The sequence below is a fragment of the Sphingobacterium bovistauri genome, from assembly GCF_020295405.1.
GTDB classification, from domain to species: Bacteria; Bacteroidota; Bacteroidia; order Sphingobacteriales; family Sphingobacteriaceae; genus Sphingobacterium; species Sphingobacterium bovistauri.
Genome location: NZ_JADEYP010000011.1, coordinates 112644 through 125407, shown reverse-complemented (window position 1 = coordinate 125407; position 12764 = coordinate 112644). Strand labels below are relative to the sequence as shown.

Here is a 12764-nt window from a genome sequence, read left to right as displayed (position 1 = left end):
CTTTTGGAACAATGATATCGTACAATCCTGAATAGGAACTGAAATGTATTTTTTGTTGGGTAGAAAGCATCCTGATGTCCGTTAAAACCTACTTTAAGATACGAAAAAAGGAGCAGAAAACTGTTGTCTTCCACTCCTTTTTTTAGCCCAATCTAAAAGGGGACTTTTTCAGTGCCCTCGAAATTTCCTAAGGGGATTTTTATTTATAGAAAAGCTAATTACTTAACTTCTTCAAATTCTACATCTTGTACATCATCACCACCTTTGTTATTGCTTTGTGATTGACCTGCATCACCTTGAGGTTGTGCACCACCTTGTTGTGAGGCTGCGTACATTTCCTCAGAAGCTGCGTTCCAAGCATTTTGTAATTCAGCAGAAGCTGTATCGATATCTTCAAAATTACGAGCAGCGTAAGCAACTTTTAATTTCTCTAGACCTGCTTCGATAGGTGCTTTTTTATCAGCTGATATTTTGTCACCGTATTCTTTCAATTGTTTTTCAGTCGAGAATACTAATGCATCAGCAGCATTGATTTTATCCGCTTCTTCTTTTACTTTTTTATCCGCTTCTGCATTTGCTTCAGCTTCTTGTTTCATTTTTTGGATTTCTTCGTCAGATAAACCTGAAGAAGCCTCAATACGAATGTTTTGCTCTTTACCAGTTGCTTTATCTTTTGCCGATACTTTGATGATACCATTTGCATCGATGTCAAAGATTACTTCGATTTGAGGGATACCACGAGGAGCAGCAGGAATATCCGCTAATTGGAAACGACCTAAAGTACGGTTGTTTGCAGCCATCGGGCGTTCTCCTTGCAATACGTGAATTTCTACCGAAGGTTGATTGTCTGATGCTGTAGAGAATACTTCTGATTTTTTAGTAGGAATAGTTGTATTCGCTTCGATTAATTTAGTGAATACACCACCCATAGTCTCAATACCTAAAGAAAGAGGTGTTACATCTAATAATAATACGTCTGTAACCTCACCTGTCAATACACCACCTTGGATAGCAGCACCTAAAGCTACAACTTCGTCAGGGTTTACTCCTTTTGAAGGCTCTTTACCAAAGAATGCTTTTACAGCGTCTACGATAGCAGGGATACGAGTAGAACCACCCACTAAGATTACTTCGTCAATATCAGCAGTTGTGTAACCTGCATTTTTCAATGCTGTACGACAAGGTTCGATAGTACGTTTAACTAAGTCAGCTACTAATGATTCGAATTTAGCACGAGATAATGTGCGTACTAAGTGTTTAGGACCTGTAGCGTCAGCAGTGATATATGGTAAGTTGATTTCAGTTGAAGTCGTGCTTGAAAGCTCAATTTTTGCTTTTTCAGCAGCTTCTTTCAAACGTTGTAACGCCATAGCGTCTTTTTTCAAATCAAAACCGTTGTTTTCAGCTTTGAACTCATCATTCAACCAGTTGATAACTGCATTGTCAAAGTCATCACCACCTAAGTGTGTATCACCGTCAGTTGATTTTACTTCGAATACACCATCACCTAATTCTAATACAGAAACGTCATGTGTACCACCACCACAATCAAATACAGCGATTTTCATATCTCTGTTTGCTTTGTCCAAACCGTATGCTAATGCAGCAGCAGTAGGCTCATTAATGATACGCTCTACTTTAAGACCAGCGATTTCACCAGCTTCTTTTGTAGCTTGACGTTGTGCATCATTAAAGTACGCAGGTACTGTGATTACGGCACGTGTTACTTCTTGACCTAAGTAATCTTCAGCTGTTTTCTTCATTTTTTGAAGAGTGATAGCAGAAATTTCTTGAGGTGTATATTTGCGATCGTCAATCTCCACACGAGGAGTATTGTTGTCACCTTTTACTACTTTGTAAGGTACATGTGATAATTCTTTTTGCGCTTCGTCAAAAGAAGTACCCATGAAACGTTTGATAGAATAAATCGTTTTATATGGGTTTGTGATTGCTTGACGTTTAGCAGGATCACCTACTTTACGCTCACCACCATCTACAAATGCTACGATTGAAGGTGTAGTGCGTTTACCTTCGTTGTTAGCAATTACTACTGGCTCGTTACCCTCCATTACAGCAACACATGAGTTTGTAGTTCCTAAGTCGATTCCTATTATTTTAGACATATTATGAATATTGTTTTTTACTAATTTTTAAAACTTTGATAAGTATATATCAACCCTTGTGCCAACAACTATTTTGCAGGAAAATTGTAAAATAATGTTCCAAAATGTCCTACTTCTGCCACATTGATGTGACAAATTGTCTTCGATTAGTAAATTAATTGCTCTTGAATCTGTCTTCTGCCCGAATTACTGTCACGTCCTCGTTGGAAAATTCTGCCAAAGCTTTTGACAAAGTCATCAAAAGTGATTGAAGTTGATTTTTTGTCTTTCCAATCACTAGGAATGGGGTCATTTGTATAATCTAGTTTCGTGGCCCAATATTGAATATGCATCTCTGGAATAGCCAATCCTAAAATCATACCTGGTAATCCACTGCTTAGTGCAGGACCCGCAGAAACGGGGATTTGATCTGTATAAAAGGCTACTAAATATAAGGAATCGGCTGTAGAGCCATTCACACGTCTACATTCAAATCCTGCTATATCACGATATTCATCTGTAAATCTCCAAGTAATATTGTTGAGGGTGTCAGTAATAATATATTTCTCATCGATTTCTAATTGTAAACTGCTGGTGTTTTTTTTAAGGTCTTGGTAAAATATTTTGGAATTATTGTCTACTCGACCTCTTGGCATATTACCACCTCTATTTTGATTCCCTCGATTACCACCGCGTCCTCCCCCCATTCCCATACGAGTTGATGAGCCTGTCGAAGCTGATTTCTGTTCTTCGGTAGTGGGGTCGACTCTCAGTAATGTAGCGTTTTCGTCAAAATGTAAGATTAACTTTTGAGTAGTAGATTCAGGCATATTGTCAATGTTAAATCCACCTCCTCCACCGAATCGCATCATCATGGAGGGGTCCATTTGCTGTGACATACTTTTTATACGTGCTTTATTAAAAGTTACTTTGTCAAACGCAATATTACCACGTGTGCCGAAATAAGCGTACTGTGCATTAGATTGTACATAGCTTATTAATAATATGAATGTTAGAATTAGTTTATCCATTATTTTTCTTTCCTAAGTTTTTATTAAAATCCCATTTCAAACCAAACAATACATAACGAGTGAGCATCAGCTGAGTTGATTCTGAAAACTCTGTTTCAGATACATTTCTGTTTGTTGTATTGTATGTTTTGAAAATATCAAAAGCTTTAATACTCGCTACTAAACTTTGATTTTTTAATAACTTTTTGCTGAATTCGAGATTCGTATAGAATTGTTGTATACTTTGTTTATATAGTTTAGTTGGGCCTTCAATATTATAATTAATCTGTGTTGTGAAATTGAATTGTTTTGGTAAAAAATAACGCAAATACGTTGATCCTCCAGTACTCAAGTTTGTATAATTAAGGTCTGCTTGTAAGCTGTTACGTTGATTGTTTACGTTAATTCGCCAATTGAAGTCGTAATCTAACCCTTTAGAATCTTGTTCGTTGAAACTGAATCCAGTATGTAATGAGGCGTTTTGTGTATTGTTTAATTCATATTGAGCTTGATCAGTATATGATCCATCTTTAGAATATCTTGTATATGTAAACCCATTGTTGTAATTGGCGCCAGTAAATAGATTTAATTGAACTTTTCTATCAAATATTGGTTTGCTGTAGTTGGAGTTGAGGTTGGCATTCCAACTAGATTTCCCCGTTACATTGACATATGTACTTGTTGTCAATGTATCAGACACTGTGCGTTTATTGACGATAGGATTGCTTTTGAAACCGATTGCTGAATTCAAATTCCAACTTGTACCTTTCAATAAACTCAGGGTACTATAATCCAATCTAAAATTATTGTTTACAGCACGTTTTAAATTAGGATTTCCTAATTGTACAAAAATAGGAGAGGTCTGAGGTTGCAAGCGCTGTAATTGAGAGAATGAAGGGATGTCAAAATTATTTTGATAAGATGCATTCAGATTTTTGCGGTTTGAAATTTTATAATTACTACTCAAATTCAAATCATTATCCCAAAAGTCACGACTCAAATCAATATCTCTGTATGAATCATTTAATGCTTGATTTCTATAATTTGTTCTATTAGAAATTGAAAAATTTAATTTCTCCGTATTGTAATTTAAGTTCGTAATAATAGTTTGATTCCTTGATTCGTTAATCAAATTTTGAGAATATTCTTCATCGATTGAATTGCCTGAATCATTGTTGTTGAATGCATCTACCTTATTCTTACTGTCGTTCATAGAAAAATTATAGCCAATAGAATAATTCATTTTTTGATTTATTCTGTTATTTATCTGCAATTGTGTAGAGAATCTATTAGACCTAGAGTCGGTAAATCGATTTTGATCGACTATGGTTGTTCGATCAGATACCATCGTGTCAATTTTATGAAAATATGTCTTTTGATATACCATACTTTCTTGATCAGATTCTTCAAAATTGTTATTTAAATGGATGTTCAGGGATAGGCCATTTTTGTTAAGACGCTTACGGTAATTCAACCTTATTTCGTTAGAAAGATTATCACCAATGCTGCTATTTGAACTTGCGAAATCACGTACTGCTAATGTTTCATTTCTAAATAAATAGTTTTCTGAACTGCTTAAACTGTTTGTCTTAGATTGATTTCCATTAACTTGTAATTCCATGTTGGAAGTTGAGTCAATGCGTAATTTGAATTCTGATCTAAAATTGTGCCCCTGACTACTATTTTCGTTATCCGTTTTGCTGTTTGTTTGTTGGGTGATATCTGGGAATATTTCTATTCTATTGCTTTGCCTTTCATTACGATTGCTCGCATCACTAAAATTGTAATTCGCATTAACATTCAGCTTTCTTTTGAAGAACTGATTGTCGTAATTGGCACCTATAGATGTATTTTGGGGTTCACCAGTAATTTGGCTATTCATACGCAGACTACCTTCTCTACCTCCTGAATTAGCTCCCATGTTATTTGTATTAGCAGTAATACCAATTCGTTCAGTTCTATTGAATTTGGCTGCAAAAAGATTGGCTGTGTATAATTCTTCTGTACCTAGATTTGCTTCTACATTGCCAAATATACCAACCCGGGCCTCTTCTTTGAGGACGACATTGACCGTTTGAAAACGTTGGCCATCATCAATGCCTGTTAATTCAGCTTCTTCAGATTTACGTTCATAGACTTGGACTTTATCTACTGCATCTGCACGCACATTACGAATGGCAATTTTGGGATCGTAACCAAAAAACTCTTCACCGTCAATCAGTACTTTGGATACCGATTTACCATGTGCTGTGACCGAACCATCGCCTGAAACAGTCAAACCAGGTAATCTTCTTAAAAGATCTTCTAGTTTTGCATTTTTCTCCGTTTCGAAACTTCCAGCGTCATATTCAATTGTGTCGCCTTTAATTCGGATAGGAATTTTTCCGGTGACTACAACTTCTTCTATTAAGTTTGCTTGAGAACTCAATAAAATATCATTCACTTTGGTGTTTGCTTTGAGTTGTATTTTTTCAGAATGTAATTCAAATTTTGGGTATGAGATAACTAATAAATAATCATCTGGTTTTATTTTGTTGAATTCGAAAGCCCCATTTTCATTAGCTCTTGTATGGTATTTGAGGATAGAATCTTGATTTAGTAAGACAACCGTTGCATTGGTAAGGGGTGTGTTATCAGATTTATCTAAAATCTTACCATTTAGATTAATCTGTGCAATACTTACACTCCAAAGTAATAATCCAACAATCGTAAAAAAAACGCTTTTCATGTAGTTTTGGTTAATTAGGATACCTTCCTTAGATATACATATCATTAAAAGGTTTAATTGAGAACCAACAAATTTATGACAAATATATATTGAGATTGAGCTAGTTTTGTGTGGGCAAAAAAAAGTTATATGAATTTTAAAGAATACTTAAGTTATTTTGAGCAGATAATACTAAATCCAACACAGTTTCCAGTTTATCAGGATGAAAGCTACTATAAATATGCGAAACTCAATTGGTCTCGAACAAATCGTTGGTTGAATAAATTTGAACCTTCTGATGAAACGAAAGAGCTTATCGCTTCCGTAAATGAACCCCAAACTTGGATTATAATAACCGAGCCATGGTGCGGAGATGCAGCGCATTCAGTCCCTCAATTATATAATATGGTTGAAAATAATCCATTTATTTCGGTTGATATTCAGTTGCGTGATGAGGCTCCGTTTTTGATTGATCAGTATTTGACAAATGGCGGGAAGTCTATTCCAAAATTGATTATCCGTAATGCTGAGGACAAAGATGTTGCTGTTTGGGGCCCACGTCCTGAAAAACTGCAAGAATTTTTTGTTTCTCTTAAAGCGCAGGGGGATGACATGAATGAAATAAAAGAAGCGGTTCAAAAATGGTACAATGAAGATAAGGGGTATGAAATTCAAAAAGATATCGCTAAATTGTTAGTGTAAAATCTTTCATATGTATGTAGAAGAGTTAAGGGAGTATTGTTTAGCAAAAGGTAATATGGTATCTGAGGAACTGCCTTTTGGTCCTGATACCCTAGTGTTCAAGATTGCGGGAAAAGTATTTTTACTTATTGGTCTAGATCAAGTTGAAAATATGAGCTTCAATGTGAAATGCGATCCTGAGTACGCGATTGAACTACGTGAAAAGTATCAACATACAGTTTTGCCCGGCTATCATATGAATAAGAAGCATTGGAATACTGTATTTCTTGGTCGCGAATTGAATACAACTCAACTGAAGGAATTAATTGACCATAGTTTTGATTTGGTCAAGCTTTCGCTTCCAAAAAATATAAGAGATACGATATAAAAACAAAAGGCAATCAATTGATTGCCTTTTGTTTTACATTTTTAAACCGATTTCTCTTAGTCTTTCATCTAAATATTGACCCGCAGTATAATCTTCATATACTTTAGGATGTTCTTCTGATATACACGATTCTAAAGAAGCTAAGCTCATGCTTGCTTTTGGATGCAAGAAGAATGGAACAGAGTATCTTGAAGTAGTCATCAATTCACGAGGAGGGTTAACGACTCTATGTGTTGTAGATTTCAATTTGTTGTTTGTCAAACGTTGCAACATATCTCCTACGTTTACAACTACATCTTCACCATGTGCTTTGATCGGAAACCATTCACCATCTTTAGTCAATACTTCTAGACCATCTGCACTTGCACCAATTAATAAGGTGATTAAGTTAATGTCTTCATGTGCACCAGCTCTTACTGCATCAGGAGCAATAGAATCTGGGTTTTCAATAGGGAAATAGTGAATTGCTCTTAAGATAGAGTTACCGTTGATCACATATTTCTCAAAATAATTATCCTCTAATTCTAAATACGAAGCGATAGCTTTTAATAAATTACGACCTGCAGTTTCTAATTTTTTATAAATTTCCGCCGTTATTTCATTGAACCTAGTTAGTTCCGCTACCTCAGGATTGTCTGGGAAATCAACTTTTGAATACTCTTCACCTACAATTGTTTGACCTCTCTGCCAGAATTCTTTCAAATCAGGAACTTTAGCATCTTTTGCTTTTTCTCTTCCTTTTGTCGTATAACCACGTTGACCTGCTAATTCAGGAAATTCGTATTGATCTTTAACTTCTTGAGGAAGATCAAAAAAAGCTTTTACGACAGTATAAAGCTCTTCGATCAATTCTGGACTAAGTCCATGGTTTGCAATAGTTACGAAGCCAGTCTCATTGAAAGCTTTACCAATATCTTGAACAAATTGTCCACGTTGTTCGGCTGTACCTTGCGTAAAATCATGAAGGTCTAGACGAGGAATGTTTACTAATGCCATAGTTTTGTTTTTATGTTTTTACAAAGTTAATGCATTATTAATAGAATGATTATTGATTATGTTTATAACCTATTGTATATTCGCTCTAATTATTAGATAATCAGCAATTAAAAGTTTTCCACATTTGATTGTACGGCGATTATTTATATTAACCAATATAGGTGTTTAGTTGAATTCAGACACTTTTTTATTTAAAAAACAATTTAATCCTTGAATAATTGAATTCTAATCTATAGATTTGTTATGCTTGCATAATAAACTTGAGTTAGGCAATTTACCAAATCGACTATGAGCCAGAATAACACGATTGACTATTTTTTGAAAGCTGCATGGCAAAATGTGGCAAATAAGTATAATAATATTGCTACACAATTTGGATTTACTCAGGCAGCTGGATACATTCTTATAAATATCCACAAAGATGGAACGCCTGTTTCGCAGATAGCAAACTCCACAGGAGTGAAAACGACGTCGTTATCTAGGGTATTGATAAATCTAGAAAGCTTGGGCTTTATTTATAGGGAGGCCTGTGTAGTGGATAAACGTTCCGTAAAAGTTTTTTTGACACCTCTAGGTGTAGAAAAAAGAAAAATAGCCAAAGATGTGGTCAAAGGATTCAATGAATATTTGGATGCTCAGTTTACAGATAGGGAAAGACAGCAATTGGCAAATATGCTCAATAAAATTAGTGATATCGCAAATAAATATGAGCCACAAACTGTGTTAGAAGAGAAATGATAACTATATAAACTTATGATAAAGAGAAGTATTAAGAAAGTAGCTGTCTTGGGTTCGGGGGTCATGGGCTCACGAATTGCATGCCACTTTGCTAATATCGGTTTGAAGGTTTTACTATTGGATATTGCTCCTAGAGAATTACTACCAGCCGAACAAGCAAAGGGGCTCACACTAGAGAGTGCGGCGGTACGTAATCGTATCGTTAATACCTCCTTAGAGACCGCTGTTAAATCTAATCCAGCTCCACTGTTTAGTAAAACTTTCGCTAAGCGTATTCAAACGGGAAATTTTGATGACGATATGTCTAAGATTGGGCAGGTAGACTGGATTATTGAAGTGGTAGTGGAACGATTGGAGATTAAGAAATCAGTGTTTGATCAAGTTGAAAAATATCGCAAGCAAGGCACATTGATCACCTCAAACACTTCAGGTATTCCTATTCATATGATGAATGAAGCAAGATCTGATGATTTCAAGGCTCATTTTTGTGGTACACATTTCTTCAATCCCCCACGTTATTTGCAATTGTTGGAAATCATTCCCACAACTGATACCAAGCAGGAAGTTATTGATTTCTTAATGCATTTTGGAGACAAGATATTGGGTAAAACAGTCGTGCTATGTAAGGATACGCCAGCTTTTATTGGCAATAGAATCGGTGTGTATTCGATGTTGGCTTTGACACATTTGGTCGATCAAATGGATTTGACGGTAGAAGAAGTCGATAAATATACTGGTCCAGCAATGGGACATCCTAAATCTGCTACTTTCCGTACTGCGGACGTTGTAGGTTTGGATACTTTAGTCAATGTAGCTAATGGCTTGGATCAAAATGCACCAGATGATGAAGCTAAAGGTGTCTTTAAATTGCCAGCTTATATCACCAAAATGGTGGAAAATAAATGGTTGGGCGAGAAAACAAAAAAAGGTTTCTATGAGAAGGTGAAAGCTGCGGATGGCAGTTCTGAAATCTTGTCTTTGAACCTCAGAACTTTAGAATATGGTTCACAGCAAAAAGTGAAATCTTCCACTTTAGAGGCGACTAAATTGGTTGAAGATATTCGTAAACGGATGAAGGTATATGAACAAGGAACAGATAAAGCAGCAGCACTTTTCCGTGCAATGCATTATCCTTTGTTCGAATATGTTTCTAAACGCGTTCCAGAGATTACAGATGATTTTTTCCGCATTGATGATGCGATGCGTGCAGGTTTTGGGTGGGAAATTGGTCCATTCGAAGTGTGGGACGCTTTAGGCGTTCGTGAAACGGTAGCCAAGATTCAGGCAGAAGAAAAACGTCTTCCAGGACAAACAGGCGAGGTAGCGCAATGGGTACATGATATGTTGTCGTCAGGAGCTGAATCATTTTATAAAGTTGAAAATGGTGTTCGCTATTATTATGCTATAGCAAGCAAAGCCTATAAACCAATTCCAGGAACGGAAGACTTAATTGTGTTGGATCATATTCGTGATTCGAAAACTATTTGGAAAAACTCTGGTGTTTCGATTATAGATTTGGGTGATGGAATCATCAATTGTGAATTCCATACTAAGATGAATACTATAGGTGGAGATGTCATTCAAGGTGTCAACAAAGCCATTGATATTGCTGAAAAAGATTACCGTGGATTGGTTATCTCTAATGACGGAAAAAACTTCTCCGCAGGAGCGAATATCGGAATGATCTTTATGATGGCTGTAGAACAAGATTATGACGAATTGAACATGGCGGTGCGTATGTTTCAAAATACGGCTATGCGCCTGCGTTATTCTTCGATTCCAGTCGTTGCAGCTCCTTTCCAATTGACCTTAGGCGGTGGTTGTGAGTTTTCTATGCATGCAGATTTTGTTCAATTACATGCAGAAACATATATGGGGTTAGTAGAATTTGGAGTCGGTGTGATTCCTGGTGGCGGTGGATCCAAAGAATTTGCATTACGGGCATCGGATGAATACAAAGAAGATCAAATTGTTCAAAATACACTGAAAGATAGATTCTTGACCATAGGTCAAGCTAAAGTTTCTACTTCAGCTGTCGAGGCATTTGAGTTGGGGTATTTGCAAAAAGGAAAATATGCGATTACTATGAATCGTGCTCGTCTATTGGCTGATGCCAAAGCAAAGGCTATCGAGTTGGCCAATGAAGGATATGTACAACCAATTCAACGCACAGATATCAAAGTCTTGGGTAATCAAGGATTGGGTATTGTATATGTAGGTGCGGATTCTATGCGTGCTGGTAAATACATTTCAGATCATGATAAGAAAATCTCTGAAAAACTTGGTTGGGTGATGTGTGGCGGTGATTTATCTGCGCCAACAGAAGTTTCTGAGCAATACTTACTTGATCTAGAACGCAAAGCTTTTTTGGAATTATGTGCAGAACGCAAAACATTAGAGCGTATACAGCATATGCTTACAAAAGGAAAGCCATTAAGGAATTAGTCTTTGAGTATTAAGTAATGAGAATTGAGTATGCATAAGTTCCGTGATTTGGTTGTTTGGCAAAAGGCTATGGATTTAGCTAATTCAGTATATATGAGTACAGAAAATCTGCCTGTCGCGGAAAAGTTTGGGCTTCTTAGCCAAATTAGGAGAAGTGCTGTTTCAATTTGTTCTAATATAGCTGAAGGTGCTGGACGAAATACTAAAGGTGAGTTTATTCAATTTTTAGGAATTGCAAACGGCTCGGCATATGAGTTAGAAACTCAATTATAATTACTTAATAGATTGACTTATATAGATGATTCTGTAAAAAATAAATTATGTAATGAAGTAGAAGCTGTCCAAAAGATGCTTTATAACTTGATAAAATCATTGAAGTAATCTCAATACACAATACACATTACGAACTACTAAATTAAAAGAAATGGAAGCATATATAGTAGCAGGATATCGTACCGCGGTAGGAAAGGCGCCTCGAGGTGGATTTCGGTTTATGCGTGCAGACGATTTAGCCGCAGAAGTTATAAAACATTTAGTGGCATCAGTGCCAAATTTAAATAAAGAAGAAATTGACGACGTAATTGTTGGCAATGCGATGCCAGAGGCAGAGCAAGGCATGAACATGGCACGTTTTATTTCGTTAATGGGCTTGGATACGGATAAAGTTCCAGCCGTGACCGTAAATAGGTATTGTGCGTCAGGGTTAGATACGATTGCGACAGCTACAGCAAAGATTAAAACTGGGATGGCCGATATTATTATTGCGGGAGGAGCAGAAATGATGTCGGGTATGCCGTTTGGGGGCTGGAAAATTGTTCCGAATCCAAAAACGGCGAAAGAAAACCCAGATTGGTATTGGGGAATGGGCTTAACCGCAGAAGCGGTGGCACATGATTTCAATGTTTCACGTGAAGATCAAGATGCGTTTGCCTTAAAATCTCATCAAAAGGCAGTTGCTGCGATTAAGAATGGAGTTTTCAAAGATGAAATCGTTCCGATTAAAATCAAAGAAAACTACATTAAAGATGGTAAGATGGCGACGCGTGAATATATCGTAGATACAGATGAAGGTCCGCGTGCTGACTCGAGTTTAGATGCTTTAGCCAAATTGAGACCTGTTTTTGCCGCTGATGGAGTAGTGACAGCAGGTAATTCCTCTCAAACTTCAGACGGAGCAGCATTTGTGTTGGTGATGTCTGAGCGTAAAATGAAAGAACTTGGGTTGAAGCCAATTGCCAAATTGATTTCATATGCCGTAGCTGGGGTTCCTCCACGCATTATGGGAATAGGTCCTATAGCTGCTATTCCAAAAGCATTAGCAATGGCTGGTTTGCAGAAGGAAGATATTGATTTGTTCGAATTGAATGAAGCTTTTGCTTCGCAGTCGTTGGCTGTGATCCGTGAATTAGGATTAGATGAAGAAAAAATCAACGTGAATGGTGGAGCTATTGCGTTAGGGCATCCTTTGGGCTGTACTGGTGCTAAGTTGACTGTTCAAGTTTTGAATGAGCTAAAGCGACGAGGTAAAAAATACGGTATGGTTACCATGTGTGTGGGTACAGGACAAGGGGCTGCAGGTATTTTCGAAATGATGGATTAGCTTTTTTAATTAAGAGTTTAAGATTAGCAAATTGTAAACGTTTAGGCAAGCGAGTGATGAATAAGACATTATTCTTTTCTCCTTAATCAATTAAAAT

10 protein-coding genes are annotated in these 12764 nt (G+C 36.6%); 6 read left to right on the top strand and 4 right to left on the bottom strand.

The window, feature by feature from the left end; translation table 11 throughout:
• Positions 1 to 218: 218 nt before the first annotated feature.
• From dnaK to IPZ78_RS07865, 3 genes are all read right to left on the bottom strand, one after another.
• Positions 219 to 2123: a molecular chaperone DnaK gene (gene dnaK, locus IPZ78_RS07875; RefSeq protein WP_225552453.1), complete on the bottom strand. Its 1905-nt coding sequence runs from the start codon at positions 2121 to 2123 to the stop codon at positions 219 to 221.
• A 146-nt stretch (positions 2124 to 2269) separates the two neighbouring features.
• Complete coding sequence (locus IPZ78_RS07870; protein WP_225552452.1) at positions 2270 to 3133, bottom strand: GLPGLI family protein; 864 nt, start codon at positions 3131 to 3133, stop codon at positions 2270 to 2272.
• A complete protein-coding gene (locus IPZ78_RS07865; protein WP_225552451.1) occupies positions 3126 to 5840 on the bottom strand; it encodes a TonB-dependent receptor in 2715 nt (904 codons plus the stop codon). The genes IPZ78_RS07870 and IPZ78_RS07865 overlap by 8 nt, the downstream gene beginning before the upstream one ends.
• A 129-nt stretch (positions 5841 to 5969) precedes the next feature.
• Here IPZ78_RS07865 and IPZ78_RS07860 point away from each other — a divergent pair, with 129 nt between their 5' ends.
• Together IPZ78_RS07860 and IPZ78_RS07855 are read left to right on the top strand one after the other, a co-directional pair.
• Positions 5970 to 6521 (top strand): thioredoxin family protein, encoded by a 552-nt coding sequence (locus IPZ78_RS07860; RefSeq protein WP_225552450.1) that lies wholly within the window; start codon positions 5970 to 5972, stop codon positions 6519 to 6521.
• A gap of 55 nt (positions 6522 to 6576) precedes the next feature.
• On the top strand, positions 6577 to 6888 hold the full coding sequence (locus IPZ78_RS07855; protein ID WP_317197572.1) for an MmcQ/YjbR family DNA-binding protein: 312 nt from the start codon (positions 6577 to 6579) through the stop codon (positions 6886 to 6888).
• Positions 6889 to 6921: 33 nt separating this feature from the next.
• On the opposite strand, the gene IPZ78_RS07850 is transcribed toward IPZ78_RS07855, so the two are convergent.
• Positions 6922 to 7884, bottom strand: a complete 963-nt coding sequence (locus IPZ78_RS07850) for an isopenicillin N synthase family dioxygenase (RefSeq protein ID WP_225552448.1) — start codon at positions 7882 to 7884, stop codon at positions 6922 to 6924.
• Between the two features lie 288 nt (positions 7885 to 8172).
• On the opposite strand from IPZ78_RS07850, the gene IPZ78_RS07845 reads away from it, so the two are divergent.
• The 4 genes from IPZ78_RS07845 to IPZ78_RS07830 all read left to right on the top strand — a co-directional run bounded on the left by IPZ78_RS07845 (position 8173) and on the right by IPZ78_RS07830 (position 12667).
• Entirely contained in the window at positions 8173 to 8622 is a 450-nt protein-coding gene (locus IPZ78_RS07845) for a MarR family winged helix-turn-helix transcriptional regulator (RefSeq protein ID WP_225552447.1), read from the top strand.
• A gap of 15 nt (positions 8623 to 8637) precedes the next feature.
• A complete protein-coding gene (locus IPZ78_RS07840; protein WP_225552446.1) occupies positions 8638 to 11067 on the top strand; it encodes a 3-hydroxyacyl-CoA dehydrogenase/enoyl-CoA hydratase family protein in 2430 nt (809 codons plus the stop codon).
• A 30-nt stretch (positions 11068 to 11097) separates the two neighbouring features.
• A complete protein-coding gene (locus IPZ78_RS07835; protein ID WP_225552445.1) occupies positions 11098 to 11340 on the top strand; it encodes a four helix bundle protein in 243 nt (80 codons plus the stop codon).
• Between the two features lie 151 nt (positions 11341 to 11491).
• Positions 11492 to 12667: an acetyl-CoA C-acyltransferase gene (locus IPZ78_RS07830; RefSeq protein WP_225552444.1), complete on the top strand. Its 1176-nt coding sequence runs from the start codon at positions 11492 to 11494 to the stop codon at positions 12665 to 12667.
• The last annotated feature ends 97 nt before the right edge of the window (positions 12668 to 12764 follow it).

What these genes read in the sequence shown, in the direction of transcription:
- dnaK (WP_225552453.1), bottom strand. Translation starts at nt 2,123, where the DNA reads ATGTCTAAAATAATAGGAATCGACTTAGGAACTACAAACTCATGTGTT.
- IPZ78_RS07870 (WP_225552452.1), bottom strand. Translation starts at nt 3,133, where the DNA reads ATGGATAAACTAATTCTAACATTCATATTATTAATAAGCTATGTACAA.
- IPZ78_RS07865 (WP_225552451.1), bottom strand. Translation starts at nt 5,840, where the DNA reads ATGAAAAGCGTTTTTTTTACGATTGTTGGATTATTACTTTGGAGTGTA.
- IPZ78_RS07860 (WP_225552450.1), top strand. Translation starts at nt 5,970, where the DNA reads ATGAATTTTAAAGAATACTTAAGTTATTTTGAGCAGATAATACTAAAT.
- IPZ78_RS07855 (WP_317197572.1), top strand. Translation starts at nt 6,577, where the DNA reads ATGGTATCTGAGGAACTGCCTTTTGGTCCTGATACCCTAGTGTTCAAG.
- IPZ78_RS07850 (WP_225552448.1), bottom strand. Translation starts at nt 7,884, where the DNA reads ATGGCATTAGTAAACATTCCTCGTCTAGACCTTCATGATTTTACGCAA.
- IPZ78_RS07845 (WP_225552447.1), top strand. Translation starts at nt 8,173, where the DNA reads ATGAGCCAGAATAACACGATTGACTATTTTTTGAAAGCTGCATGGCAA.
- IPZ78_RS07840 (WP_225552446.1), top strand. Translation starts at nt 8,638, where the DNA reads ATGATAAAGAGAAGTATTAAGAAAGTAGCTGTCTTGGGTTCGGGGGTC.
- IPZ78_RS07835 (WP_225552445.1), top strand. Translation starts at nt 11,098, where the DNA reads ATGCATAAGTTCCGTGATTTGGTTGTTTGGCAAAAGGCTATGGATTTA.
- IPZ78_RS07830 (WP_225552444.1), top strand. Translation starts at nt 11,492, where the DNA reads ATGGAAGCATATATAGTAGCAGGATATCGTACCGCGGTAGGAAAGGCG.